The 24,532-nt window shown below is 63.7% G+C and carries 24 protein-coding genes and 1 tRNA gene; 12 read left to right on the plus strand and 13 right to left on the minus strand.

Going from position 1 to position 24,532, the window contains the following annotated elements; genetic code table 11:
• The first annotated feature begins 2 nt into the window (after window positions 1-2).
• Window positions 3-734, plus strand: a complete 732-nt coding sequence (locus tag IVB45_RS23615; RefSeq protein ID WP_247362796.1) for an aspartate/glutamate racemase family protein — start codon at window positions 3-5, stop codon at window positions 732-734.
• Window positions 735-910: 176 nt separating this feature from the next.
• Complete coding sequence (locus IVB45_RS23620) at window positions 911-1,405, plus strand: hypothetical protein (protein ID WP_247362229.1); 495 nt, start codon at window positions 911-913, stop codon at window positions 1,403-1,405.
• Between the two features lie 174 nt (window positions 1,406-1,579).
• On the opposite strand, the gene IVB45_RS23625 is transcribed toward IVB45_RS23620, so the two are convergent.
• The 4 genes from IVB45_RS23625 to IVB45_RS23640 form a co-directional block, all read right to left on the minus strand.
• The gene (locus IVB45_RS23625) at window positions 1,580-1,942 is read right to left on the minus strand and encodes a hypothetical protein (protein ID WP_247362231.1); all 363 of its coding nucleotides are present in this window, start codon (window positions 1,940-1,942) and stop codon (window positions 1,580-1,582) included.
• Window positions 1,943-2,045: 103 nt separating this feature from the next.
• The gene (locus IVB45_RS23630; RefSeq protein WP_247362233.1) at window positions 2,046-2,348 is read right to left on the minus strand and encodes a hypothetical protein; all 303 of its coding nucleotides are present in this window, start codon (window positions 2,346-2,348) and stop codon (window positions 2,046-2,048) included.
• Window positions 2,349-2,656: 308 nt separating this feature from the next.
• On the minus strand, window positions 2,657-3,187 hold the full coding sequence (locus IVB45_RS23635) for a gamma carbonic anhydrase family protein (RefSeq protein WP_027567784.1): 531 nt from the start codon (window positions 3,185-3,187) through the stop codon (window positions 2,657-2,659).
• A gap of 90 nt (window positions 3,188-3,277) precedes the next feature.
• Window positions 3,278-3,607 carry a hypothetical protein gene (locus tag IVB45_RS23640; protein WP_007611845.1) on the minus strand — a complete coding sequence of 110 codons (330 nt, stop codon included), beginning with the start codon at window positions 3,605-3,607 and terminating at the stop codon, window positions 3,278-3,280.
• Window positions 3,608-3,828: 221 nt separating this feature from the next.
• Between IVB45_RS23640 and IVB45_RS23645 the strand changes: the two genes are divergently transcribed.
• A complete protein-coding gene (locus IVB45_RS23645; protein ID WP_247362236.1) occupies window positions 3,829-4,536 on the plus strand; it encodes a hypothetical protein in 708 nt (235 codons plus the stop codon).
• Between the two features lie 162 nt (window positions 4,537-4,698).
• On the opposite strand, the gene IVB45_RS23650 is transcribed toward IVB45_RS23645, so the two are convergent.
• From IVB45_RS23650 to cysE, 3 genes are all read right to left on the minus strand, one after another.
• Window positions 4,699-5,892, minus strand: coding sequence for an FAD-binding domain (locus tag IVB45_RS23650; RefSeq protein ID WP_247362240.1), 1,194 nt, complete (start codon window positions 5,890-5,892; stop codon window positions 4,699-4,701).
• A 92-nt stretch (window positions 5,893-5,984) separates the two neighbouring features.
• Window positions 5,985-6,203, minus strand: coding sequence for a DUF3126 family protein (locus IVB45_RS23655; protein WP_027567779.1), 219 nt, complete (start codon window positions 6,201-6,203; stop codon window positions 5,985-5,987).
• Between the two features lie 163 nt (window positions 6,204-6,366).
• Complete coding sequence (gene cysE, locus IVB45_RS23660) at window positions 6,367-7,191, minus strand: serine O-acetyltransferase (RefSeq protein ID WP_007602549.1); 825 nt, start codon at window positions 7,189-7,191, stop codon at window positions 6,367-6,369.
• A gap of 275 nt (window positions 7,192-7,466) precedes the next feature.
• Between cysE and IVB45_RS23665 the strand changes: the two genes are divergently transcribed.
• Complete coding sequence (locus IVB45_RS23665) at window positions 7,467-8,834, plus strand: hypothetical protein (RefSeq protein ID WP_247362243.1); 1,368 nt, start codon at window positions 7,467-7,469, stop codon at window positions 8,832-8,834.
• A 122-nt stretch (window positions 8,835-8,956) separates the two neighbouring features.
• Here the strand turns inward: IVB45_RS23665 and IVB45_RS23670 are convergent, their stop codons facing one another.
• Complete coding sequence (locus IVB45_RS23670; RefSeq protein ID WP_247362246.1) at window positions 8,957-9,187, minus strand: hypothetical protein; 231 nt, start codon at window positions 9,185-9,187, stop codon at window positions 8,957-8,959.
• A gap of 836 nt (window positions 9,188-10,023) precedes the next feature.
• Here IVB45_RS23670 and IVB45_RS23675 point away from each other — a divergent pair.
• Complete coding sequence (locus IVB45_RS23675) at window positions 10,024-10,377, plus strand: hypothetical protein (protein WP_247362249.1); 354 nt, start codon at window positions 10,024-10,026, stop codon at window positions 10,375-10,377.
• Between the two features lie 465 nt (window positions 10,378-10,842).
• Entirely contained in the window at window positions 10,843-12,192 is a 1,350-nt protein-coding gene (locus tag IVB45_RS23680; RefSeq protein ID WP_247807525.1) for a CAP domain-containing protein, read from the plus strand.
• Window positions 12,193-12,503: 311 nt separating this feature from the next.
• Here IVB45_RS23680 and IVB45_RS23685 read toward each other — a convergent pair whose 3' ends face one another.
• Together IVB45_RS23685 and IVB45_RS23690 are read right to left on the minus strand one after the other, a co-directional pair.
• Window positions 12,504-13,259 carry an alpha/beta hydrolase gene (locus IVB45_RS23685; protein ID WP_007611849.1) on the minus strand — a complete coding sequence of 252 codons (756 nt, stop codon included), beginning with the start codon at window positions 13,257-13,259 and terminating at the stop codon, window positions 12,504-12,506.
• Between the two features lie 34 nt (window positions 13,260-13,293).
• Window positions 13,294-14,430 carry a hypothetical protein gene (locus tag IVB45_RS23690; protein ID WP_247287164.1) on the minus strand — a complete coding sequence of 379 codons (1,137 nt, stop codon included), beginning with the start codon at window positions 14,428-14,430 and terminating at the stop codon, window positions 13,294-13,296.
• A gap of 304 nt (window positions 14,431-14,734) precedes the next feature.
• Here IVB45_RS23690 and IVB45_RS23695 point away from each other — a divergent pair, with 304 nt between their 5' ends.
• Window positions 14,735-14,980 carry a zinc-finger domain-containing protein gene (locus IVB45_RS23695; protein WP_007602543.1) on the plus strand — a complete coding sequence of 82 codons (246 nt, stop codon included), beginning with the start codon at window positions 14,735-14,737 and terminating at the stop codon, window positions 14,978-14,980.
• A gap of 19 nt (window positions 14,981-14,999) precedes the next feature.
• Entirely contained in the window at window positions 15,000-16,202 is a 1,203-nt protein-coding gene (locus IVB45_RS23700; RefSeq protein WP_247362255.1) for an FAD-dependent monooxygenase, read from the plus strand.
• 15 nt (window positions 16,203-16,217) lie between these two features.
• Here IVB45_RS23700 and IVB45_RS23705 read toward each other — a convergent pair whose 3' ends face one another.
• Window positions 16,218-16,652 (minus strand): twin-arginine translocation pathway signal, encoded by a 435-nt coding sequence (locus tag IVB45_RS23705; RefSeq protein ID WP_247362257.1) that lies wholly within the window; start codon window positions 16,650-16,652, stop codon window positions 16,218-16,220.
• Window positions 16,653-16,841: 189 nt separating this feature from the next.
• Here IVB45_RS23705 and IVB45_RS23710 point away from each other — a divergent pair.
• Together IVB45_RS23710 and IVB45_RS23715 are read left to right on the plus strand one after the other, a co-directional pair.
• A tRNA-Leu gene (locus tag IVB45_RS23710) sits at window positions 16,842-16,930 on the plus strand.
• A 160-nt stretch (window positions 16,931-17,090) separates the two neighbouring features.
• Entirely contained in the window at window positions 17,091-18,341 is a 1,251-nt protein-coding gene (locus tag IVB45_RS23715; RefSeq protein ID WP_247362259.1) for a multidrug effflux MFS transporter, read from the plus strand.
• Between the two features lie 204 nt (window positions 18,342-18,545).
• Here the strand turns inward: IVB45_RS23715 and IVB45_RS23720 are convergent, their stop codons facing one another.
• A complete protein-coding gene (locus tag IVB45_RS23720) occupies window positions 18,546-20,141 on the minus strand; it encodes a glycosyltransferase family 39 protein (protein ID WP_346015320.1) in 1,596 nt (531 codons plus the stop codon).
• A gap of 243 nt (window positions 20,142-20,384) precedes the next feature.
• A complete protein-coding gene (locus IVB45_RS23725) occupies window positions 20,385-21,992 on the minus strand; it encodes an ABC transporter substrate-binding protein (protein ID WP_247362264.1) in 1,608 nt (535 codons plus the stop codon).
• Window positions 21,993-22,271: 279 nt separating this feature from the next.
• On the opposite strand from IVB45_RS23725, the gene IVB45_RS23730 reads away from it, so the two are divergent.
• A complete protein-coding gene (locus IVB45_RS23730; protein ID WP_247362266.1) occupies window positions 22,272-23,402 on the plus strand; it encodes a M20/M25/M40 family metallo-hydrolase in 1,131 nt (376 codons plus the stop codon).
• 168 nt (window positions 23,403-23,570) lie between these two features.
• Window positions 23,571-24,512 (plus strand): ABC transporter permease, encoded by a 942-nt coding sequence (locus IVB45_RS23735; protein WP_007602533.1) that lies wholly within the window; start codon window positions 23,571-23,573, stop codon window positions 24,510-24,512.
• Window positions 24,513-24,532 lie beyond the last annotated feature (20 nt).

The raw sequence follows: 24,532 nt of genomic DNA on the forward strand, positions 1-24,532 counted from the left end.
TGATGCGACTCCACGTCGTCAACCCCAACACCACGGCGTCGATGACGGCGAAGATCGCCGCCGCGGCGCGCAGCATCGCCCTGCCCGACACATTGATCGACGCGCGCCAGCCGGCGATGGGTCCGGTTTCGATCGAGGGATTTTACGACGAGGCCTTCGCCGTCCCCGGCATGCTCGGCTGCATCCGCGAGGCCGATCGCGACGGCGCGGACGCGCATATCATCGCCTGCTTCGACGACACCGGTCTCGACGCCGCGCGCGCCGCGGCAAAGGCACCCGTGATCGGCATTGGCGAGGCGGGCTTTCACATGGCGAGCCTGATCGCCGCGCGCTTCGCCGTGGTGACGACGCTCGGTGTCTCCGTCGTGCCGATCGAGCATAATTTGCGAAAATACGGCCTTGCCGAACGCTGCGCCCGCGTCCGCGCCGCCGAGGTGCCGGTGCTCGCGTTGGAGGAGCGCAACACCGACGCGCTCGCAAAAATCTCCATGGAAATCACGGCCACGATCCGCGACGACCGCGCGGAGGCCATCGTGCTCGGTTGCGCGGGCATGGCCGATCTCGCCAATGAACTCGCCGCCATGCACGGCCTGCCCGTGATCGACGGCGTCGCCGCCGCGGTGACCTTGGCGGAATCACTGGTGCGACTGGGACTGAAAACCTCCCGGCTCGGGCCCTATGCGGCGCCGCGCTCGAAGACCTATTCAGGTCCGTTTTCGCCGTTTCAGCCCTGATCTCTGCCCCTGACGGACGTTCGGAGGCCTCAAGGCCTCATGATTGTTGGTTTTTTTGCTCTTAGCCTCTTTTTGGTCCCATTCCTTGCCGAAACGTAACGCTTTCGGGACACCCGGCGGCCTCAGGGTTGCCGGTCTTCGCCACTCACCAAGTTTCAATTTGGGTTTTGTCAGCGATGATCGATCTCGCAGAGGACGCACCGTCCAACCCGCTTCTTCGCCTCGGCGCCCAGCCCATCGCGCTGACCGCCGCCGCCCTCCTCCTGCTGATCGCCGGTGTGACCTCGATCGCGATCTGGCGCGCCTATACCGGCTCAGCCCCCGAGACCGACCGGGTGGTGGCATCGCGGCAGCTTCAGGCACGTACCGCACAGGCGTCCGAGCAGCTGGTCGAGAAGACAAAGGGGCTGGAAGCAACCCAGCAGGAATCGATTGACCAGCTTCAGGTCGTGCAGGACCAGCTTCAGAGTGTGAAGCGCTTGCTCGCATTCCAGCAGGCCGACACCAAGCGTCTGTCCGAGCAGGTCACGACACTGAACGAATCCATCGACGGCCTGCGGCAATCCTTTGCCAGCGCCCGGGCGAGTGAGGCGGAGACTCCCTCGGTTACCCGCAGGAAACCTGCACGGCATCGTGTCCATGCCAGTGCACGCAAGCGCTCGCGCGGCTGAGCAGCCGGCGCCGCCTAAATTTTTGGACTTGTGAACTGGATCACATTCGCCCGTGTGATTCCAAGCGATGCTCGCCATTACCGGATGGCGTGAGCCGATTTCAATGTCCGGGGCTGGCAAGGTCGTTGACGGTATATTGCGTCAGCGACCTTGTTTTTTGACGGGTACCGCCGCCTATTCGCAGACATCTACGGGGCGGATGCGCCAGCCCGACGGCGTCATGACGCGCTTGCGCACGACGTAGCAGCTGCCATAGCCACCATCGTCGTAGCCGGTACCATAGTAATAGGGATCGCCGTAATACGGCTGGCCATAGCCGTAATAGCTGCCGTAATAACCCGCGCCAGCGATACCCGCCCCGATGGCGACTCCCGGCCAGAAGCCGCCGCCGCGCCAGCCGCCTCCGTGGCCCCAGCCTCCGCCATGGCCCCAACCGCCGCCACCGTGGCCGAAACCGCCCCGCGCCTGGGCCGCCTGTGGGGCCGACAGCGCGACTGCCGCGACGGCGAGCGCCGCCATCATCATCTTGCGTAACATCACTCGATCCTCCGCGTGGAGACGCTCCACGCTTCAAAGCAGGACCAAGCTAATCGGCTTGAGGCGTTCCTGACAGCTTCACTGTCTCACTTCCGCGCGAGCATCAGCAGCCGCGGCAGATGCTCTTGAGCTTCCTGTCGAGCAGCCGGTTCTCCGCGTTGACGGCGGCGTCGGTGGATCCGCCTGCACCGGTCCCGGTGGTGGTTCCGGAGGAGGCATTCGCTCCCGATGACTGCGCCGTACCCAGACTGTTGGTGCCAGGCGCGGGAGCCGGAGAATTGGCGACACCTCCGGTCGATCCTGCGGAGCCGCCGGTGGCTTGCGCAAACGATACGGCCGGCATCGCGGCGAGGGCGAAGATCACGATCACGGTCTTGATTGAACGGGCTGTAGGCAAGCTGGCCATCGAAATTCTCCTTCGCCCGTCAACCGCCGCAGCCAACACCGGTTCCGGAACAAATGCCGTCGCATCAGCTTGAAACCGGGAGGCGGGCACGATCACGCTCAAGCTGATCTTCTGCTCCAGAAACAGAAAGGCGCAGTCACGATGAACGATCGCGATGCTTTTGCAGAAGGCGAACGCGCGGCGCGTCAAAACATTCCGGCGGAAGCCAATCCGTACCAGGACGGCAGCGACGAGCATGCTCTATGGTCCGCGGGGCACGAGAAGGTCGCAAGCGCACTAGAAGCGCGCGAGTCCGAAGGAAGCTGAGCTCACCCGATCCGCTTGAGGCCCTTCGTGAAGCGCGGGCCGTTCGCGACGTAGAACTTCGCCGCGCTGCCCATCTTCTGCACCTGGGCGTCGTCGAGCGTGCGGATGACCCGCGCCGGCGAGCCGATGATCAGGGACCGTTCAGGGAATTCCTTGCCCTCGGTGATGACGGAGCCGGCGCCAACGATGCTGTTGCGGCCGATCCTGGCGCCGTTCATCACGATGGAGCCCATGCCGACGAGTGCGCCCTCCTCGATGGTGCAGCCGTGCAGGATGACGTTATGGCCGACCGTACAGTTCCTGCCGATGTGAAGCGGAAAACCGAGATCTGTGTGGCAGGTCGATCCGTCCTGCACGTTGGCGCCCTCGCCAATCTCGATCCACTCATTGTCGCCGCGCAGCACCGCGCCGAACCAGACACTCGCGCCCGGCTTCAGGCGCACGCGGCCGATCACGGTGGCGGTCTCGGCGATGAAGTAGTTGCCGTCGGCGGGAAGGTCGGGCGCCTGCCCGTCGAGCTCGTAGATCGCCATGAGGGTCTCCTGTCGGGTCAACCCCAGCCATAGCGAAACGGCAGCCTTGACGCAAAGGGCTGCCGCGCAGGCAGCCCTACAGCGCGCGCATCAGACCAGAACGCCGGCCGCGCGGAGCGTCATCAGGAAGAAGGTGCCGCTCATCATGCTCCAGAAGCCGGCGATGACGGTGGCCATCATCACGAATTCGACGCGACGGCTCTCCAGCTGCCTGCCGCGCAGGGTGTTGCGCATGATGATGAAAGGCGCCGCGAACACCAGGAACGGAACCGCCGCGAAGGTCTTCGGCGCCACGCCGTCCTGCAACAGACCGAAGCCGGCGGGCCGCTGTGCGACCGTCTGGTATCCGCTCACGAGCGCGCCTGCGAGCGCGAAACCGATGCCGATCGAGAAGAATGTATTGAGAGCTTCAGGTGTCATCGGAACGGTCCGCCCTTACGCAACGCCAGAGCCTTCCTGTGACAAAGAGTGCCGGTTAACGCTACATTATCCTTAAGGGAAGGTTAACGCCGCCGGCCGTCCCACGCAGGCCTCTCTCCCTTCCCTGCAGCCGGTGAACGCTCCGCGAAATCGCCACCACGTGGCATATTCGCCGCTGATTCGTCGGCCATCCGCCGACTTCCGGCTCATTCGCGCGGCTCATGACGGTGTTTTCGGCAACCTCCCCTCAGTCTCCCCGGGCGCGCACCCGGGGCCACGTGATCCCGATCGTGCTCGGCGGCATTGCCGCGGTGTGCGCCGTCGCGCTCGTCGCCTATCTGTTGTGGCCGACCTGGGGTCCGAGCGGCGCGAGCGGCCCGGACAAGCTGCCGGTGAGCGTTGGCGGCACGCTGTTCAACCTGCCCACCACTGCGATCCGGATGAAGATCCAGCGCCACTCCGGGCCGCAGGAGCGGATCGATCTCGACTTCCTGTATCCCTCGCTGGAGCCGCCGGGCGCGCCGAAGCACGTCACCGCCGATAGCGTGGATGCGGCGATGCAGCCGATCGACCGCATCTTCCTGTCGATCGCCGCGCATCGCGATGCGCTCTCGCCCGAGCAGCGCACCGCCACGATCTATCTGCGCTATCTCGACCAGGCCGCGGCAATGCCCCAGGACGGGCTGACGATGCGGATGTTCCGCGCCGATACGCCGTACGGCAGCGAGGATCTCTATTCTGCCGCAAGTCCGGCGCTGACCGCGCGCTGCACGCGCGATGGGGCGACGCCCGGCATGTGCCTCGCCGAACGCCGCGTCGGCGGCGCCGACCTCACCTTCCGCTTTCCGCGCAGCTGGCTATCGCAGTGGCGCGATGCGGCGGAAGCGATGGAGAAGCTGACGGCGCAGTTGCGGGGACCGAAGGGGTAAGCGGCCGCGCGGCCCCAAGCCTCCAAAACAAAAACTGCGAAAACAACCCCATGCACAGTAGCCAAGTGCCTGGCATGACTTCGTATTTTCGAAGCCAGCCTGCGAAAATTCGCCCCCTCCGACAATTCGTCGTTTTCGAAAAAATTCAAAGCCCCGGGCCATTCAAACGCCGATCACCTTGCGATCGCTCCAGCGATAAGTCGGCAGATCCAGCTTGTCGGCAAGGTCTCGGCCGATGGCGAATTTCGCCGCGCCTGGCAACGAGAACGCCTTCACGACCTGATTGCGAAACCACAATCCCCATGACGTCCGCGGCGCAAATGCCGCGGCGAAGCGCTCCGCTCCGCGCTGCTTGGCGCCGATATAGCTGCGAAGGCGGGTCTCATAGGTGCTGAATGCTTCCTCGTGGCGCCCGTCGGCGCGTACGAGCTCTCCCGCAAGCACATAGGCAGAGATCATGGCCAAAGCCGAGCCCTGCCCGGCGACGAGCGAGACGCAGAACGCAGCGTCTCCAATCAGCACGACGCGGCCCCGCGACCAGCCGTCCATCCTGATCTGGCTGACCTGGTCGCAATACAAATCATCGGTGCGCTCGAGTTCGTTCAGAATGTCTGGGCATTCCCAGCGGTTGTCGCGATAGAGATCACGCAGCTGTGTCTTCTGTGCGGCAGGCTCGCCTGCATCACCGCGAAACACGAAGAGGAACAAGGTGCGATCATCGCGCAGCGCGAAACGGCCAACCATACGGCCCGGCCGGTTGTGCATCAGGTACACATTCTCGTCGCGATGGCGATAGCCGCGGGTCTCGAATGCCGCGACGCCATAGCCGAGATTTCTTTCGAACGTCCCGATCGAGCCGAACGCAAGGCGGCGCACCTGCGAATGCAGGCCGTCAGCACCGACGACGAGATCGAAACGTCGGCTCCCGCCCCGCCGCAACTGGACGTCGACCCCTTCAGGCTGCTGCTCCAGGCCAACGATCTCCTCATCGAAGATCGTTTCAACACCATCGCGGACCGTACCGTACAGCAGGCGCGACAGATCGCTTCGTGCCAGAGTGACGTAACGCCCGCCTGTGAGATCGTCGAGGACGTTCGTACCAAATCCGGCGACTCGCCGGCCGCGACCGTCGACGATCCGCATTTCCCTGACGCGGTAGCCGGCGCTTTCGATCGCCGGCAACAGCCCCATCCGTTCGGCGATGTCGTAGCCCAGTCCCCAGAAATCGATCACGTAGCCGCCACGACGAAGCGCGGGCGCGCGTTCAACCAGCGTCGGCTCGTAGCCTCCGGCACGCAGCCAATACGCGAGCGTAGGCCCGGCAATCCCCGCCCCGGAGATCAGCACTGTTCGCATGGACGGAATGTGGGAAAAGCGTCGGCGATCGCACCGCCGCGTCAGACACTAAATGGTGAGGGCGAGAAGTTCCGTCTCACCAATCGGTCGCATCACTCCTGATCGACGAGATCGTCCTCGAGGATCGCCATCTGGAACTGGAACGAGCGATCGTCGTCCTCATCATCGACGAAGAGCACACCGATGAATTCCTCGCCGATATAGACCTCGGCGGAATCATCCTTCTTCGGCCGCGGCACGACGCGGATCTTGGAATTGCCGAATACGCGCTTCAGGTACGCGTCGAGCTTCCTAACTTCCTTCACGTCCACGGCAAGTCTCCAATCGAAATCTGGGTTGGCGCGGGTTTTAGGACGAGACGCGACCAACCGCCAGCATGAATTGCCAAAGAATTTTGGGGCGAAGGGGGCGGAAAATCCGCCCCTTCCGACAAGCTCGACGTCCCCTCTCAAAGTCCCATCTCAAAGTCCCATCTCAAAGTCCCATGGCGTTGATCATCTGATCCATGGTGCGCGACGGCTCGGCGCAGCCGGCTTCGCCGACGACCTTGGCGGGCACGCCTGCGACCGTGACGTTGTGCGGCACGGGTTTGACCACGACCGAGCCCGCCGCGATGCGCGCGCAATGGCCGATCTCGATATTGCCGAGGATCTTCGCGCCGGCCCCGATCAGGACGCCGTGGCGGATCTTCGGATGGCGGTCCTCGTTCTCCTTGCCGGTGCCGCCGAGCGTGACGCCATGCAGGATCGAGACGTCGTCCTCGATCAGCGCCGTCTCACCGCAGACGAAACCGGTGGCGTGATCGAGGAAGATGCCGCGGCCGATGCGCGCGGCGGGATTGATGTCGGTCTGGAATACCGCAGACGCGCGGCTCTGCAGATAATACGCAAAGTCCTTGCGGCCCTTCAGATAAAGCCAATGCGCGAGGCGGTGGGTCTGGATGGCGTGGAAGCCCTTGAAATAGAGCAACGGGTCGATGAAGCGCGAGGTAGCGGGGTCACGGTCGTAGACGGCGACGAGATCGGCGCGGAAGGCGTTGCCGAGATCGGGATCGTCGCGTAGCGCCTCGTCATAGGTCTGGCGCACGAGATCGCCCGACAGCGCGGAGTGATCGAGCCGATCGGCGACGCGATGGATCACCGCATCTTCCAGGCGACTGTGATGCAGCACCGTCGAATAGATGAAGGTCGCAAGCTCTGGCTCGCGATGGACGATGTCCTCCGCTTCGCCGCGGATCCGATCCCAGATCGGATCGAGCGTTGCGAGCTTTCCTCCCGGATTGACCTGATGCACTGCCATGAGATCTGCTCTTTCGAATTGGCTCGTTTCACTGGTTCTATAACACAGTCTAGGCGACAAAGTCCTGACGGGCTTGCCTGAGAGTGAACAGTGCGTTGCCCAGCGAGGCCATGCCAACGCGTTGAATCACAACAGTTTCTTCCGACGCCCCCGGCGGCAAGGTCGGCTCAAAATGGTCAGGGTTTCGCCAAATTCAAGCCGGGCGGCGTCAAACTATTGGTGAATTCCGCCTCAACCGTGATTGCGGGCATGGTCCGAGTGAGGACGGAGCGGATTTGACCATCACCACCGATCATGCGCGCGCGGGCGCCGCGGGCTCACTCTGGCTGCGGCTGGCTGCGATCGCCCTGCCGCTGCTGATGATCGCGCCGGCGTTCTGGAACGGCTATCCGCTGTTGCAATGGGATACCGGAGGCTATCTGGCGCGCTGGTACGAGGGCTATCTCGTCCCGAGCCGCTCCACCGTGTTCGGCATCTATCTGCACTATGGCGAGAGTTCTGGTTTCTGGATCAACCTCGCGGTCCAGTCGCTGGCGACGCTGTGGCTGTTGCAGCTCACCTTGCGCGTGCTCTCGATGATGCAAACGTTCCGCTTCGCCGCGATCAGCCTGCTCCTGATCCTGTCGACCGCGCTGCCCTGGCTTGCGAGCATGTTGCTCACCGATATTTTTGCAGGCCTGTCGGTGCTGTCGCTATTCCTGCTGGTCATCGGTGGGCCGCGGACCTCGGCGCTCGAAAAAATCTCGCTGTTCGTCTTCACCGCCTTTGCCGCCGCGACCCACAGCGCCACGCTCGGCGTGCTGCTCGGGCTCTGCGTCGCGGGCTGGATGGCGCGGCCGTTGCTGGGGCCCCGGCTTCCGATCGCGGGATTGGCTCAGGCGAGCCTCACCATCGTCGCTGGCGGCCTGATGCTGGTGTCGGCGAACCACGCGCTGTCGGGCAAATGGACATGGACGCCCGGCGGCACCGGCGTCGCCTTTGGCCGCATGATGCAGGACGGCATCGTCGCGCGTTATCTCAATGACCATTGCCCTCGCGAAAAACTCAAACTCTGCCCCTATCGCGACCAATTGCCGGCGACCGCCGACGAATTCCTGTGGGGCAAGAGCATGTTCAACACGCTCGGCCGCTTCGAAGGCATGAACGACGAGATGGGCACCATCGTCGTGGGTTCGCTCGCCGACTATCCGGCGTGGCAGGCCGGCGCAGCCTTGCGCGCCATGGGCCAGCAATTGCTGCATGTAGCGACCGGCGAAGGCACCAATGGCTGGATCCCCCACACCCGCGGCATCATCGAGCGCTACATCCACTCCCAGGTCACGCCGATGCGCGCGGCGCGCCAGCAGAATTGGGCTCTCGACTTCGACTACGTCAACTGGCTGCATGTGCCCGTCGCGCTCGCCTCGATGCTGGGGCTGGTCGCGCTGCTCGGCCACGCGCTCAGGAGGCGCCGGCTCGACGATCTGAGGCTGCTGGCCGCAACCGTCGTGCTGGCGCTGCTCGGCAACGCCTTCATCTGCGGCGTGATTTCCGGACCACACGACCGCTATGGCGCGCGAATCGTGTGGGTTGCCACCTTCGTGGTGTTGATGGCGGCGGGAAGGCGTTTTGGCGACGACAATAAAGCGACGAAATTGGAATGAAGGGCCATCGCGCTTGGTTTCTTGTTCAAGCATGATTTCCGCATCGACGCGTTCTCCGCCCATTCGACGACGGTCATGTTGGGCGGAGCCTCAGCCCCGCGCGCCACGACGTCGCGAGATCCTCAGCCTGGCGGAGCGAGCTCGGGAGCAGCGGGCTCGCCGAGCTCGTCGAGATGCTGGCGGACATACTTCGTCAGGACCTCGACCAGCTTGCGATCGTCGACCTCGAGATCCGACGCCATCAGGGTGACCACGCGGACCGGCCACGCCAGCCAAGCATCTCGCAGCTCGCGCGCCTGGTCGAAGAACGACTTGTTGGCTGCGGCCCGATCGACCAGCCGGCCGCATTCCACCTCGAACTCGCGCGCGCTGACGCGCCAGGAAGTTCTCTTTGACCCGCTGGGCCCCGGCGAATGGGAGCATTTTGCCGTCGGCAATGAGCTGCTCGAGGTCTGCTTCGGGCAGATCAGGCTCCGGCGTTGCGTCCGGGCGGCCCGGCGTTGCATCAGCTGATGCAACGGTGCGGGGCTTTGCGGCCGCCTTCCCGTGCTTCGGCTTGGCCGGACGGCGCGGCGACTGGGCCAAATTGACGTTGTTCTGCCGGTCCTCAAGGACCTGAGACAACACGACTTTTCCATCGTGCGACCGGACGGCTCCGCTCTCGACCTGGCGGCTCAGCGTGGACTTGTTGACCCCGATGTTCCGGGCCGCCTCGCTGATTGAAATCAGCTCCAAAGGCATTGCATTAGGGGATCGTTGCATCAGATTTGATCCCCGCAGCTAGCGACTTTTTGGGGCCGGGCCACCGGTTTGCGTTTCCCTTGGAGAGGACCCGCCCGCGTTGCGCGCTGCCCCTTGCACTCGCCCGCCGGTTGCGGAAACATTCAGCATCGATGTGAACGCAGCAAGTACTTGGGTCGGTTTTGCGCTCGGTTTTTTGATCGGCGCCTCGCTAGTAGCTTTGACCAGGTTGCCCGTGGGGCACATCGTATCGATTTTGGAGCAAAATCCCGCTGCAGCGGTCGCAGCCGTGGTGGCCCTCTTTGCGTTCGTTGCCGGCGTGCTCGGCCCATTTGTACAGTGGCGCGTTGGACGAAGATCGGCGCTAGCCAGTCAATATCCGCACGTGCAGCCTTGTTGACGGCGAGACTGCCGGCGCACGCGAGATCGGAAGGCTACGCATGCTTGGATGGAAACACTTCGCCAAACACTGGCCGCCTACCATTCCATTCTAATGAATCTTCCTGATCGGCCGGACGCTGCCGAGGAACAAGTGGCGAAGGACGACCGAGAGGTATATCGCCTCGGTACTGAACTGGACCTTCTTCTCAACCGCGACGATGTGCTCCAGCGCAGGCTCTGGGAAATCGCTGACAAGATTTACCAGACCGACAGCCTAGCCCAACGACAAGCTCTCGATCCGGATCTCGTTACGGCGGGCCGCGCGGTACTCAAAGGCGAATGGGAGAAGGTGAAGCGCGAGATGCGGGGCAGCGAATTTCAAACCGGTGAACCAGAGCCCGATGGTTCTGGAGTCCGATAAGAGCCCTTAGCGGCTCCGGCCGTCCTGCGGCCCCTTTGCTCCCCCGCTAATGATCCTACTCGCCTCGAGCTTGCGAACATGGGTTGGGCTTCCGTTCGCAGTGCTTGGCCATTACCGGTGAATTCCTATCGGCCGCGGCCTGTGAAGGGCTTCACATCCTGCGCCAGATTTCGGCCTTATGATCGGGCAGTGCTTTCGCGCCAATTGTCTCGTATCATTCACGCATGCTCCCCCATCACCTTCCACGGCTTGTTGCGTAGTGCGCAACAGGCCAGCTCGATTGAGAGCGCCCCGATAGATCGGTGCTTCTCGATAATTGCTTTGATCTCACTCATAGCCACGCCAGCCGTGGCAGACTGCGGCAACCAGCCAGGTACACGTCAAGTCGGGCGTGCAGGGCGCCATATGCGATTTTGTTGCAAACCACGCTGCCAGGAATGTCCAAGTTCAGCTGAGGAGACCTTTATGTGTAGATTGAGCCTAAATTTTTTGCTCGCCACGCTTTTATCGGCAGCCGCTTTTATGACGTTTCTGTCACCAGCGTTCTCGCAGAACATCGGGCAGGCCTTCAAGTTTGCGGGTTCTAATGTCGCATACAACGGCGATGCAGATAGGTTCGTCGTGACGATGGGCAACCGCATCATCGTCATCAGACGGGACGGCGGCGTCTTCGGCCACGACGTTACCGGAAACACGGTCGGTCAGGCCTTCAAGTTTGCGGGTTCTAATGTCGCGTACAACGGCGATGCAGATAGGTTCGTCGTGACGATGGGCAACCGCATCATTGTCATCAGGCGCGACGGCGGCGTCTTCGGCCACGACGTTACCGGAAACACGGTCGGTCAGGCCTTCAAGTTCGCGGGTTCTAATGTCGCGTACAACGGCGATGCAGATAGGTTCGTCGTGACGATGGGCAGCCGCATCATTGTCATCAGGCGAGACGGCGGCGTCTTCGGCCACGACGTTACCGGAAACACGATCGGTCAGGCCTTCAAGTTTGCGGGTTCTAATGTCGCGTACAACGGCGATGCAGATAGGTTCGTCGTAATGATGGGCAACCGCATCATTGTCACCAGGCGAGACGGCGGGGTCTTCGGCCACGACGTTGCCGGAAACACGATCGGTCAGGCCTTCAAGTTTGCGGGTTCTGATGTCGCATACAACGGCGATGCAGATAGGTTTGTCGCGACGATCGGCAACCGCATTATCGTCATAAGGCGGGACGGCGGCGTCTTTGGCCACGACCTAGGTGCTGGCGGAGGAACACAAGTTCCGGCCGACTGGAACGAGATGCTCAGGGCGCACAACGATTTCAGGAGGCAGCATTGCTCCCCGCCGCTGCAATGGGACGCGACTTTGGCCGCAGCGGCGCAGACCTACGCGGAAACCGGCCCGCTTGGCCAGCACGGGACATCCAATGAGAACCTGGCGAACGCGTTGTCGTTCAGAACGAACAACGGCGTGTCGACGGACGTCCTCCCCGCGAAGACAGATACGGCGGCTTTCACCGAGACGTGGGCGTGTGAGGGAAAATACTACAAGTACGACGATCCGCGGATCTGCGGCGGCTTCAAGAGTGCCTGCGACGAGCCCAAGCCCGAATGCAAGAACAACAATCCAGTGACGGGCCACTTCACCCAAGTCGTCTGGAAGTCAGCTACGAAGGTCGGCTGCGGACGCGCGACCCGCAAGATGCAGGCCAATGACGGTAAAACGCACGACGGCACTAATTGGGTCTGCCGCTATGATAGCGGCAACACCAATGATCCGGCCGTGCTACGCCAAAACGTGTTGCCGGTGGGCTGCACACCGTAAGGCCGTTGCGGAGCGCAACCGTACGCGATGCCGATATGGCCTTGATCGGATCAATCGCTACCCCCGAAACCGTTGAGGGAGGCCGCCTTCGTTGGCGGCCTCCTCTTTCATGCGATGTCTGTGCGAACGTCCTCTGTTGGCTCTTAGCCGACGTTCCTTGCCGCTTTGAGCTGACCTCTCATCCCTTATCGGACCTTCATATCTCTGCGTATGAAGGAGTGGACGGTTGCACCCGAAGGGAGTGCATGGCGCCTTGCGATGGACATTTCAGGATAGCTGGGCAAGAACCTCGTCGCCCAGACAGGATCACCTCAGCCGCGGCGTGAGAGGAAATCGAGCACGCCGGTCTTGTAGACCTTGTCGCCGACCGCCCGCATGTGATCGCGGTTCGGAATGTCGAGCACTTCCGAACCCGGGATGATGGCACCGAGTGCGCTGGCCGAGCCCGCGACGTCGTCGGTCGAGCCGACCGCAATCAGCACGGGCACGTCGATGCGCGCGGCTTCGTCCTTCGTCATGAGATCGCGCGTGCCGCGGAGGCAGGCGGCCAGCGCCTTGCGGTCGGAACGGGTCTGGTCTGCAAAAGCACGAAACGTGCGGCCGACGGGATCGGAGACGTCGTCGAGCGAGGGCGCTTCCAGCGCCTTCGCGACGTTCTCGCCGGGCCCGGTGCCCTCGATCAGGCCTCCTATGCCGATGCCGCCGAGGATTGCCGAACGCAGGCGCTGCGGCTCGTTGAGGGAGAGCCAGGCCGTCATCCGGCCGCCCATCGAATAGCCCATGAGATCGGCCTGCGGGATGGCGAGATGATCCATCAGTGCCAGCACGTCGCCGGCCATGGTCGGGATCGAGTACTGCGCGGGCTCGTAGAGCTTGGCGCTTTCGCCATGGCCGCGATTGTCGAGCGCAATGACGCGGCGGCCGTTCTTGCGCAGCTCCGAGACCCAGGTCGGATAGACCCAGTTCACGTTCTTGCTGGAGGCAAAGCCGTGCACCAGGATGATCGGATCGCCCTCGCCTTCGTCGAGATAGGCAATTTCAACGGCGCCGTTGTGAAAGCTCGGCATCATCAGTTCCGCAATCTTGAGGGGAAGAGGTATCTTAGGCCGTGACGGCAGCGCTTGCCAGAACGGCTTCGGCGGCGATCCGGGCCTGGCGAAGTCGCCGCGCCCGTCTGCGATCGCACCAGGCCTGGGTCAGGCGCTCCGTCGTCGCCTTGATCGAGGACAACAGGCCGAACAGCGTCAAGGCCGCACCGAACAGCCAGAGTGCGAGATTGAACGCCCCGCCGATCAGCAGCAGCGCGCCGCGGCCGAGCAGCTTCAGGATCGCGCGCGTCTTGCCGCCCTGCGCTTCCGCGAGCCGCGCCGCGCGTGCGACGTCCTTGGGGCCTTCGGCGATGCGCAAGCTATCCATCGCGCCGCGCGTGCCGGTCTTCTCGACGACGCGCGTGACATCCTTGCCGAGCCGAACCAGCGCGCCGGCCTTTTCCGCGCGGAACGCGGCCTTGATCGCGCTCAAGGTCTGGCCCGGCCGCAGCACCGAGCCGGAGGCAACCGCGTTCTGGAGCATCGGCGTATCGACGACCTCGCGCGCGGACCGGCCGGCCCATGCCGCCAGTCCCTCGCCGAGCCGGCCCACCTTGCGCGCGTCCTTCACCAGCGTCAGCCCCGCGCGAACCGGCGCGGCACCGCCGACGGAGACGTAGGTCACGGCCGTAACCGCGAGACCCGCGGCCGCGAGGCCCAGCACCAGGCGATCGGTCTCCTCGCCCATCGCGAGGTGCTTGCCCTCCCGGACGACGTCCCGGATGTCGCCGATGACAAAGAGATCGCCGGCCACGGTCCCCGACAGGCTCGCAACATCGTCCGCGTTGCCGGTGACGAGACCGGTGGCAAACCGTTTTGCGAAATGCGAGGTGGAATTTTCGGCTTTGACCGCATCGCCGACACGGCTCAGGAGGTCGTCAGGCAGCGCGATGTTGCGGTCGCGCGCCAACGCGACAAAACTGTCGGCAAGATCGGCATCGCCCGATGCGAGCGCGATCTCGATGTTGTCCTGAATCAGGCGGTCGTTGTGCCGCAGCAGCGCGTCGAGCTTGATCTCGGAGAGCGCGGCGGGATCGTCCTGGGCGGCCAGAATCGCGCCGGCCTCGCGGGCATGGGGTGCTACCTGCGCGAGCATGAAGCCGCACGCCACGATACCGGTCAACGCTGTGCTGATTCGCAACCACTTCATGCGGAGAGCCTGGACGGTCCTGAGATCGTTGACGCCTGACGGTTCGTCTTTCGTCGCAATTACGCTCGTCCACAGACATAGTATGCCAAAATTGCGACACAACGTCCCCGACGAAAGAAGGGCTTCTCTCAGGCCGCAAGATTGTGTCGAATTTGCATGAGCAAATGAGCATGGGGCATTGCGGGGCTTTCGGTTCCACTGGGCTAGCAATCATCCACACCCACCAGTATGGTCCGCGGCGCCTTAATAATGCCGCGTCAGTCGTGATTGTGTCTGCCGCCATTGCCACTCCAGGATGAGTACGATGTCCGACCATGTCGTCCCGCACTTCCACAACGATGCCGGTGTCCCCGTCATCGAAATCGGCTCGCAAGAGTTCATGTGCGTGGGCGCCAACCCTCCGTTCGATCATCCGCACGTCTTCCTCGACCTCGGCAACGACAACGAGATCATCTGCCCCTACTGCTCGACGCTGTACCGTTTCGCCGCCGACCTGAAGGCGGGCGAAGCCCGTCCGCCGGAATGCGTCCTGAAGGACAAGGTCGCCTGATCGCTTCCATCGGTCAGGGGTGGCGCTCTCCCGAACAATTGTCATCGCCGGTGCCGGCATAGGTGGACTGACGGCTGCGCTTGCGCTCGCGGCCCGCGGCTTCCGCATCGTCGTACTGGAAAAGGCCGAGCGGCTCGAGGAAGTCGGCGCCGGTCTGCAACTCTCTCCCAATGCCAGCCGCGTGCTGGTCGAGCTCGGCCTCACCGAGCGCCTCAAGCTGCGTGCCGTGATCCCGGAGGCGGTCTCGATCATGAGTGCGCGGGCCGGCGGCGAACTCTTGCGCATGCCGCTGGGAGAAGCCGCCGCCGCGCGCGCCGGCGCCCCCTATTGGGTGGTGCACCGCGCCGACCTGCAATCCGCACTCGCCGGCGCAGTCTCCGACCATCCCGATATCGATCTGAAACTCGGCGCGACCTTCGAAGACGTCGCGCCTCACGCCAAGGGGCTGACGGTCGTCCATCGCAGCGGCACGATCCGGCGCAGCGATCTCGCCAGTGCGCTGATCGGCGCGGACGGCATCTGGTCGACGGTGCGCCAGCATCTCTTTCCCGAGGTGCAGCCGCGCTTCTCCGGGCTGATTGCCTGGCGCGGCACGCTCGATGCCACGCAGCTGCCGAAGGACTACACCGCGCGCCGGGTCCAGCTCTGGATGGGCCCGAATGCCCATCTCGTCGCCTACCCGATCGCGGGCGGACGCCAGATCAACGTGGTCGCGGTGCTGCCGGGCACCTGGAACAGACCGGGCTGGAGCACGCCCGGCGATCCCCTCGAGGTGATGGATGCCTTCGCCGCGCCGCGCTGGCCGCCCGCGGCGCGCATGATGCTCGCCACGGTCGATAGCTGGCGGAAATGGGCGCTGTTCGACGTGCCCGACGACTGCCCCTGGAGCAAAGGCCCGGTCGCGCTGCTCGGCGACGCCGTGCATGCGATGCTGCCGTTTGCGGCGCAGGGCGCCGGCATGGCGATCGAGGACGCCGCGGTGCTCGCGCAGCATTTGAGCCTTGAGATCGCCGAGAGCACCGCGGGCATCACAGCTGCGCTGAGACAATACGGGCGTACGCGCCAGACGCGCGTGCGGCGGGTGCAGCGGACCGCGCGGCAGCAAGGCCGCATCTACCATTTCGGTGGGCCGCTCGCATACGCGCGCGATCTTGCGGTCCGCGCCCTCGGCCCGGAACGCATGCTGGCACGGCAGGACTGGATTTACGGCTGGCGCCCCTGATGCGAGGCGCTGGTTTCAGCGCACTGCTCTTGTCGATTTCGGGCCAGGCTTGATCGGGCCAGGATTGGCCGCGGGCGCCGGCGCAGCGGCCGGCTTCTCTTCGGGCGGCGTTTCCCGGCACTTGTTGCGGCGCCAAGCGTCCTCGGCCATCTGCGCCCGCCCGCGGACCGCGACGTAGTCGTTGCGATAGGCAAGCTCCGACACGACGGCGCCGCCCGCGCCGGTCTGTGCCTTGTCCATCAGCCTCTGCAACTCCATGGTGCGGCTAGCGAGCGACTTGCGCTCGCCTTCGAGCTGCTTGCAATCGTACAATTCGTACTTGCCGGGATCGGCAAACGCCGGAGCGACCGTCTCGCTCATGCCGGCGCAGCCGGACTGCGCGAAGCCGGTCGCGAGCAGCGCGGCGGCCACGCAGCACGTGCGCAGGCGATATTGGGTCAAAGCAGACATCGAATCAAAGCTGACATGTCGGATGAATAGTCCCCGTCGATTGAGAATGCCTAAAGCAACAACACATGTCCGGATTGAGGCTTTGCCTTGTGCCGCCGGCTCGCCTAAGGAAGAACCGCCCCTCCGGCCTGCAAACGCCAATTCCAGACCGCCGGCAAGGGACTTAAGTGATTGATCTCGTTGGATCAAGCGGGCATGGCGGAATTGGTAGACGCAAGGGACTTAAAATCCCTCGGCGCGCAAGCGCTGTGCCGGTTCGACCCCGGCTGCCCGCACCACGAAAGCTGCGCGGAGGATCCCGCCGCGCGCCGCGACCGCGAGCGCTGATACCTCATCAATTCCTGTCTGCTCCTGCACCGCCTGCCAGCCATCCCGAATCATCGCTTGTGCAACGCAGCATCGGGGTTAGACAAGGGCCTCAAATCAGAGGTGAGCTACTTGTCCGACGTCAATGCCGACGATTGGGTGTCCTCGGGACACCGCCCCATGGGTTTTCCCGAATTCGTCATCGTGATCGCGTCGATCATGGCGCTGAATCCGCTTGCCATGGACATGATGCTCCCGGCGCTGCCCAATATCGGGGCGGCCTTCAACATCCCCGTCGCCAATCATCTTCAGCTGGTGCTGTCGACCTTCCTGATCGGCTTTGGCGCGGGCCAGTTCGTCATGGGACCGCTGTCGGATCGCTTCGGCCGCCGCCCGGTGCTGCTCGGCGGGATGGCGGTCTATGCGATGGCGAGCGTGCTGGCGATTGCCGCGCCGTCGTTCGAGACACTGCTGCTGGCGCGCGCACTGCAGGGCTTCGGCACCTCGGCGACGCGCGTGATCGCGACCTCGATCGTGCGCGACTGTTACGTCGGCCGCCGCATGGCGAGCGTGATGTCGCTTGCGATGATGATCTTCATCGCCGTCCCCGTAATCGCCCCCTCGTTCGGACAGGCGGTGCTGCTGGTGACGCAATGGCGCGGCATCTTCGTCGTGCTGATGCTCTATGGCCTGCTCGCGCTCGCATGGTCGGTGCTGCGGCTTCCGGAGACCCTGCCTGAGAGCGAACGCAGGTCGCTCGCGCCGGTCGACGTGCTCACGGCCTACTGGCAGACCGTGACCCATCGCCAAACTCTCGGCTACGCGCTCGCCGCCGGCAGCGTCATGGGTGCGCTGTTCGCTTTCGTATTTTCGGCCCAGCAAGTGTTTGTCGGCATCTATCACCTCGGCCATTATTTTCCGCTCGCCTTCGCCGCGATCGCGGCCGGCACCGCCATTGCCGGCTTCCTCAACGCAAGATTCGTCGGAACCCTCGGCATGCGCGTGATCTCGCACGGCGCGCTGACGCTCTACACCGCCGTGGCGGGTGTGATGCTGCTGACGGAAAGCCTCGGCGCGTTGCCGCTTCCCCTGTTCATGGTGCTCTCGGCGCTGATGATGTTCTCGTTCGGCATGATGGTCGCCAATTTCACCGCACTTGCCATGGAGCCGCAGGGCCACATCGCCGGCACGGCGTCCTCGCTCTACGGCTCGATCACCACGCTGATCGGCATCGCCGTCGGCATGGCGATCGGACAAAGCTTCGACGGCACGCTGCTGCCGTTCTCGGTCGGCTTCTTCGTGTCGTCACTCGCCGCGCTCGCGATCGTGCTGGTGGTGGAGAGGGGACGGCTGTTCAAGCCGCATCAGCGCGCCATCGGGTGAGGAACTTCGCGGCGCTCACGATGTTGTACTGCAACAATTTGAAAAGGCGCTTCAATGGAACCGAAACACCGTAAAGACCACGACGCCGCGGAGCGGGCGAAAACGGAACGCACGCCGTCGAACGCCGAAACGACCGCCTTCACCGTGCCATTCGCGAGTGAAGGGCTCGAGCGGGTCCGCGACAGCCACTGTTGAGCAAGACGTCTATTCCGTTGCGCGCCTGCTGGCGCTGAAATCGTCGGCGACGCCCTCGGGTGCCGCGCCGCTTCCACGGGGCGGCACCATCAGCACAACCACTTCCCGCGTGAGACCGGGCCGGCCCCATAGCTGCGCCTGGACCATAAATTCCCGTTTGACGAAGTGCCCGGCACGCCCGGCCACCCCGTCCATCCACCGGCTGCAATCATCCTGATCGCGGAAGCAGAGCGCGGCCCAGCCGCGGTCCAGCGTCGTCTTGCCCGGCAAGCCCCCGGGATATTGATTCTCGAACGGCTGCACGTAGTGCGGGTGGTCCGGGCTGTAGAAGGCTAACGCGAAGGCCAGCGCATCGTCGCCGCTGACGGCGGCGAGCGGCTCGCCTGTCAGCTCGCGCCACTCGCGTGTCAATTCGCTGGCCGCCTCCGCATAGAAATTGCGCCCCTCCTCGTAACCGTGATCGTTGCGGTAGACGGCATGGATCGGCGCGGCGACGAGGACGGCCGTGAGCGCAACGCCGGCCACGATCAAGGTGAGGTTGACGGTGTAAAAGCGCTCGATCGGATAATTTGTGCCGCAGACCACGAGAATGGCGAACAGAAACAATCCCTGCAACGCCCAGAGCGACGGCAGATCGGTGCCTATCGCGAGCGAGACCAGGACCGGCAGCGCGATCGTGCCGACGGCAACGTAAAAGAGGAGCCGCAGGCCCGGATTCATCGCCGCGAAATCGTCCGGAAACTGCTTCAGCCGCGTGCCAGCGATCAGCATCCAGCTGACGGCTGACACACTGATGGCCGCCAACAGCCCCAGAAGGAAGTTCCTGGCCTCACCGAGCGAGCTCACCGCAGTGCCGTTGGCATGGTTCAGCGCGTAGGTGAAGGTCGGTGCCCCCGTCGTGGCGAGCCAATGAACATGCGGTGACAGCGCCGCAAGCCCGACGACGACCGAAATCCAGGGCGAGGCGGACGTGAAATAGACGCGTCGCGCCGGATGCGCCAGCGCGGCAAACGTGAAGCTCGCGACAAGGAAGATCGAATAATATTTGCCGGCCATGGCCAGCGCCGTCGTGACCCCCACGGCGATCGCCCACGACGCCGAGCGGGTCTCGAACGCGCGCAGGAAGCACCACGTCGCCAGCGGCCAGACGGCTAGCAGCACCGCATTGGCATTGAAGCGCTGGGCATGGAATTGATAGGCCGGCGTCAGCATCAGGAGCAACAGCACCAGGACGCGCTTGTGCCCCGTCACGAATTGCCGCGCGATCCGGTCGACAAAGACCAGCGCAAGCCCGGCATTGGTCATCGCCATCAATTGCAGCGACCACTCGCTGAGCGGAAAGATGGCGCTCCAGCTCGCGGCAACCCAGCCGGTCAATGGCGGATGCTTGGGGTAGCCCCACGCGAAATGCCGCCCCAGCGTCCAGGCCTCCAGCGTATCGGGGTGCAGACCGCCGCCGGCATAGGCGACCGCCAGATAGAGTGTCCAGATCGCGACGAAGCAGGCGATGAGAAGCGGCACGGCCCAGCCCGTCTCGACGCCATCGAGCCAACGCAGGAATGGGCGGCGCCATCGCGCCGGCGCGCGATCGGACCGTTCGGCCATCGCTTGGAATGCAAAATCGATCGGCACTGGAATCAAATGGAGGAAGGAAGGTGATGCGCAAGAACGGCACATCTAGTTCAGTACGGAAACAAATAGCAATGATTGGAAACTGGAAAAGATTGAAAACGTCCGCCTTCTCAGCCGGCGCAAGGTCGACAAAAGACTAAGATCGACAAACGACAACGGCGCCGCTGATGACAGCGGCGCCGCATGATGATTCGGACGAAAGAAAGAGCCTTCGCCCTACTCCGACTTGTCGACGTTCCAGAACAGCGGGGTCGCGGGACCGTCGAGCACGCCGGTCAGCGATTTACGCCAGCCGCTCGGCAGGAGATACTGCCCCAGCGGGATGTAAATCACCTGCTCATAGGCTTCCTTCTGGATGTCAGCGGCGATCTTCTTCTGATCGTCGAGCGAGGCGGCGCGAACGAAGTCGTCCTTGAGCTTTTCGATCTTGGCGTTCTCGGCCCAGCCGAACCAGCCCTTCTTGCCCTGGCCGCCGATCGAGAGATTGGCGATCGGGTTGGAAACGTCGGCCGCGACCCAGTTGGTGAAGAACATGTTCCAGCCGCCCTCCTTCGGAGGCTTCTGGCTGGCGCGGCGGCTCACCACCGTCTGCCAATCGGTCGCTTGCAGGTCGACCTTGAAGCCGGCCTCGCGCAGCAACTGAGCCGCAACGATCGGCTGCGCCTTCAGCGTCGTGACATCGCCGGGGGCCATGATCACGATCGGGGTGCCGTCATAGCCGGACTCGGCGAGCGCCTTTTTGGCTTCTGCCATGCCGTTGCCCTTCACCAGGGTCTCGCCACCGACCTCGGTCGCGAATGGCGTATCGCACACGAAGAAGGCGCCGCAGATCTTCTGATATTTGGCGTTGCCGACCAGCGCGTCGAGAACGTCCTTCTGGTTTATCGCCAGAAAGGCCGCACGGCGCACTTTGACATTATCGAACGGCGGATAAAGGAAGTTCATCCGGCCGAGCGTCTGGAAGCCGAACGTGTTCGAGACCTCGATCGTGATCTCCTTGTTCGCCTCCAGCAGCGGCAGCATGTCGTAAGGCAGATTTTCCACGAAGTCGATGTCGCCCGACTGCAACGCGTTCACCGCGGTCTGCGAGTCCGGCATGGTGATCCACTCGACGCGGTCGACCTTCACCACCTTGCCGCCGGAGGTCCAGCTCGAAGGCTCCTTGCGCGGCACGTAATCGGTGTTCTTGACGTAGACCGCCTTCACGCCCGGCTGGAATTCCGACTGCACGAACTTGAAAGGACCCGAGCCGATCTGCTCGGGGATCTGCTTGTCCGGCGGCGTCTCGGCCAAGCGCTTCGGCATCATGAAGGCAACGCGGGAGGACGGCTTGCCGATCGAGTCGAGCACGAGGCCGTAGGGCTCCTTCAGCTTCAGCGTGATGCTCTTGGCATCGGTCGCCTCGATGCTCGCGGTGAAGTCGAGCAGTTTCTGGCCCATGCCATCGACTGCGGCCCAGCGCTTGAGCGAGGCAACGCAGTCCTCCGCCGTCACCGGCGCACCGTCATGCCACTTCAGGCCGTCGCGCAGCGTGAACGTGTAGGTGAGCTTGTCGTCGGAGATCTTCCAGTCCGCCATCTGCGGCTGGATCTTGAAGTTCGAATCGGGCGCCAAGAGCGTGTCGTAGATCATGTAGCCATGATCGCGCGTGATGTAGGCGGTGGTGAAGATCGGATCGATGATGCGCAGATCCGAATGCATCACCGCGGTGATGGTCTTGCCGGCCGCAAGCACCGGCGAGGCCAGTGCCGTCGAAAGCGCGACGACCGACAGCGCAAGTTTGGAGGCGAACGCGCGAGGCCCCCGGCGCATCAACTTAAACATAAAAATTCTCCTGACGTGAAACTGTTCAAAGGCAGGTTATTGATTGAGCATCCGGTTCGTTCTTTAGGCGAACTAACCTCATGCAATGCCTTTATCTTTTCGAGAGTTGCAGACAGTGCCGAGCGCGTCAATCCGGTTTCGCTGCAAGCCCAAGCGGCGCGCGCACGGGCTCCACAACGATCGGTTTGGCTCTACAACGCTCTCCGCCTGTCCTGCCCCGCGCCGATGCAATGCGCGTTCCATGTTCGGAAGCCCAAGAGACATTGGAGAGACTTCGAGATGAATCCAGCCAATCTTCCCTTCGATTCCGAAGCGATGCTCCAGGGCCTGCGCGGCTGGGTGGAATGCGAAAGCCCGACCTGGGACGCGAGCGCCGTGAACCGCATGCTCGATATCGCAGCGCGGGAGATGGCGATCATGGGTGCGACGATCGAGCGCATCGCCGGTCGCCAGGGCTTCGGCGGCGTGATCCGCGCACGCTTTCCGCATCCGAAGCAAGGCGAGCCCGGCATCCTGATCGCCGGACACATGGATACCGTCCACCCCACCGGCACCATCGAGAAGCTGAAATGGCGGCGCGAGGGCAGCAAGTGCTACGGACCCGGCATCTATGACATGAAGGGCGGCAATTATCTTTCGCTGGAAGCGATCCGCCAACTGGCCCGCGCCTCGTTCACGACGCCGCTGCCGATTACCGTGCTGTTCACGCCCGACGAGGAAGTCGGCACACCCTCCACGCGCGATATCATCGAGGCGGAAGCCGCGCGCAACAAATACGTGCTGGTGCCCGAGCCCGGCCGCGCTGACAATGGCGTCACTACCGGACGTTATGCCATCGCGCGTTTCAATCTCGAGGCGACCGGCCGGCCCAGCCACGCCGGCGCGACCTTGTCGGCGGGCCGCTCTGCTATCCGCGAGATGGCGCGGCAAATCCTCGCCATCGACGCGATGACGGGCGAGGACTGCACGTTCTCCGTCGGAGTCGTGCACGGGGGTCAATGGGTCAATTGCGTTGCCACGACCGCCACCGGCGAAGCGCTCTCGATGGCCAAGCGCCAGGCCGACCTCGATCGCGGCGTCGAGAGGATGCTGGCGCTCTCCGGTACAACCAATGACGTCACCTTCAAGGTGACGCGCGGCGTGACACGTCCGGTCTGGGAGCCCGATGCCGGCACCATGGCCCTGTATGAAAAGGCGCGCGGGATCGCCAAGTCGCTCGGCGCAGAACTGCCGCATGCGAGCGCCGGCGGCGGCTCCGACGGCAATTTCACTGGGGCATTGGGCATCCCGACTCTCGACGGCCTGGGCGTGCGTGGCGGCAACGGCCACACGCTCGAAGAGTATATCGAGGTTGAAAGTCTGGTCGAACGCGGCCGGCTGATGGCGGGGCTGCTCGCGACTCTGGAGTAACGGCGCGAGCCACATCGCCAAAACCGGGCCAGATCACCGAAACAAGTTGACCGCACTGCAAAAACGGTGGCCCGGATGGCATGGGAATTGCTGAAATGTTAGGCTGGTGGCAGAACCCCAGGCTCCAGCCGCTGTCTCCGATTTGACTCTAATCTGACGGGATCCAACTTGCTCGGATATCTCCTTCGCCGAATTCTCGCCGCCGTGCCCGTGATGGGCGTGGTGGCGCTGTTCGTCTTCCTCCTGCTCCGCCTCACCCCGGGCGATCCCGCCGCGATTCTTGCCGGCGACAACGCCACGCCGGAGCGGCTCGAGCGCATCCGGACCTCGCTCGGCCTCAACGAGCCGCTGATCGTGCAGTTCATCACCTGGCTGAACAAGCTGCTGCATGGCGATCTCGGAACTTCACTCATCTCCAACCTTCCGGTGATGAAGATGATCGGCCAGCGGGTCGAGCCGTCGATCTCGATTGCGCTGTCGACCATCATCCTTGCCGTCATCGTCGCTGTTCCCCTGGGCGTGATCGCGGCCTGGAAGCACGGCACCTGGATCGACCGCTTCGTGATGGGCCTGTCCGTGCTCGGCTTCTCGGTGCCGGTGTTCGTGGTCGGCTACATCCTGATCGAGGTCTTCGCGATCGACCTGCGCTGGGTGCCGGTGCAGGGCTTCCGCAGCATCTCGAACGGTTTTGGCCCGTTCTTCGAGCGCATCATCCTGCCCACCTGCGCACTGTCCTTTATCTACATCGCGTTGATCGCGCGCATGACGCGCGCGGCGATGCTCGACGTGCTCGGCGAGGACTACGTCCGCACCGCGCGCGCAAAAGGCATCAACGAAGTCGCCGTGATGATGCGCCATGCGCTGCGCAACGCCGCCGTGCCCGTGATCACCGTGATCGGGACCGGCTTTGCGCTTCTGATCTCCGGGGTCGTCGTCACCGAGAGCGTGTTCAACATTCCCGGCATCGGCCGCCTCACGGTGGATGCGGTGCTGGCGCGCGACTATCCGGTGATCCAGGCGATGATCCTGCTGACGTCGCTGATCTATGTCGTCGTGAATCTCCTGATCGACGTCGCCTACACGCTGCTCGATCCCCGGATCCGGTACTAGGGCTAAGGATAACAACAAGA

Source organism: Bradyrhizobium sp. 4 (assembly GCF_023100905.1).
Classification (GTDB): domain Bacteria; phylum Pseudomonadota; class Alphaproteobacteria; order Rhizobiales; family Xanthobacteraceae; genus Bradyrhizobium.

Coding starts and splice junctions, on each gene's coding strand:
- IVB45_RS23680 (WP_247807525.1), top strand. CDS start 10,843: ATGTGTAGATTGAGCCTAAATTTTTTGCTCGCCACGCTTTTATCGGCA.
- IVB45_RS23690 (WP_247287164.1), bottom strand. CDS start 14,430: ATGAAGTGGTTGCGAATCAGCACAGCGTTGACCGGTATCGTGGCGTGC.
- cysE (WP_007602549.1), bottom strand. CDS start 7,191: ATGGCAGTGCATCAGGTCAATCCGGGAGGAAAGCTCGCAACGCTCGAT.
- IVB45_RS23630 (WP_247362233.1), bottom strand. CDS start 2,348: ATGGCCAGCTTGCCTACAGCCCGTTCAATCAAGACCGTGATCGTGATC.
- IVB45_RS23695 (WP_007602543.1), top strand. CDS start 14,735: ATGTCCGACCATGTCGTCCCGCACTTCCACAACGATGCCGGTGTCCCC.
- IVB45_RS23645 (WP_247362236.1), top strand. CDS start 3,829: ATGACGGTGTTTTCGGCAACCTCCCCTCAGTCTCCCCGGGCGCGCACC.
- IVB45_RS23675 (WP_247362249.1), top strand. CDS start 10,024: ATGGAAACACTTCGCCAAACACTGGCCGCCTACCATTCCATTCTAATG.
- IVB45_RS23620 (WP_247362229.1), top strand. CDS start 911: ATGATCGATCTCGCAGAGGACGCACCGTCCAACCCGCTTCTTCGCCTC.
- IVB45_RS23725 (WP_247362264.1), bottom strand. CDS start 21,992: ATGTTTAAGTTGATGCGCCGGGGGCCTCGCGCGTTCGCCTCCAAACTT.
- IVB45_RS23650 (WP_247362240.1), bottom strand. CDS start 5,892: ATGCGAACAGTGCTGATCTCCGGGGCGGGGATTGCCGGGCCTACGCTC.
- IVB45_RS23685 (WP_007611849.1), bottom strand. CDS start 13,259: ATGCCGAGCTTTCACAACGGCGCCGTTGAAATTGCCTATCTCGACGAA.
- IVB45_RS23615 (WP_247362796.1), top strand. CDS start 3: ATGCGACTCCACGTCGTCAACCCCAACACCACGGCGTCGATGACGGCG.
- IVB45_RS23635 (WP_027567784.1), bottom strand. CDS start 3,187: ATGGCGATCTACGAGCTCGACGGGCAGGCGCCCGACCTTCCCGCCGAC.
- IVB45_RS23705 (WP_247362257.1), bottom strand. CDS start 16,652: ATGTCTGCTTTGACCCAATATCGCCTGCGCACGTGCTGCGTGGCCGCC.
- IVB45_RS23625 (WP_247362231.1), bottom strand. CDS start 1,942: ATGTTACGCAAGATGATGATGGCGGCGCTCGCCGTCGCGGCAGTCGCG.
- IVB45_RS23720 (WP_346015320.1), bottom strand. CDS start 20,141: ATGGCCGAACGGTCCGATCGCGCGCCGGCGCGATGGCGCCGCCCATTC.
- IVB45_RS23730 (WP_247362266.1), top strand. CDS start 22,272: ATGAATCCAGCCAATCTTCCCTTCGATTCCGAAGCGATGCTCCAGGGC.
- IVB45_RS23640 (WP_007611845.1), bottom strand. CDS start 3,607: ATGACACCTGAAGCTCTCAATACATTCTTCTCGATCGGCATCGGTTTC.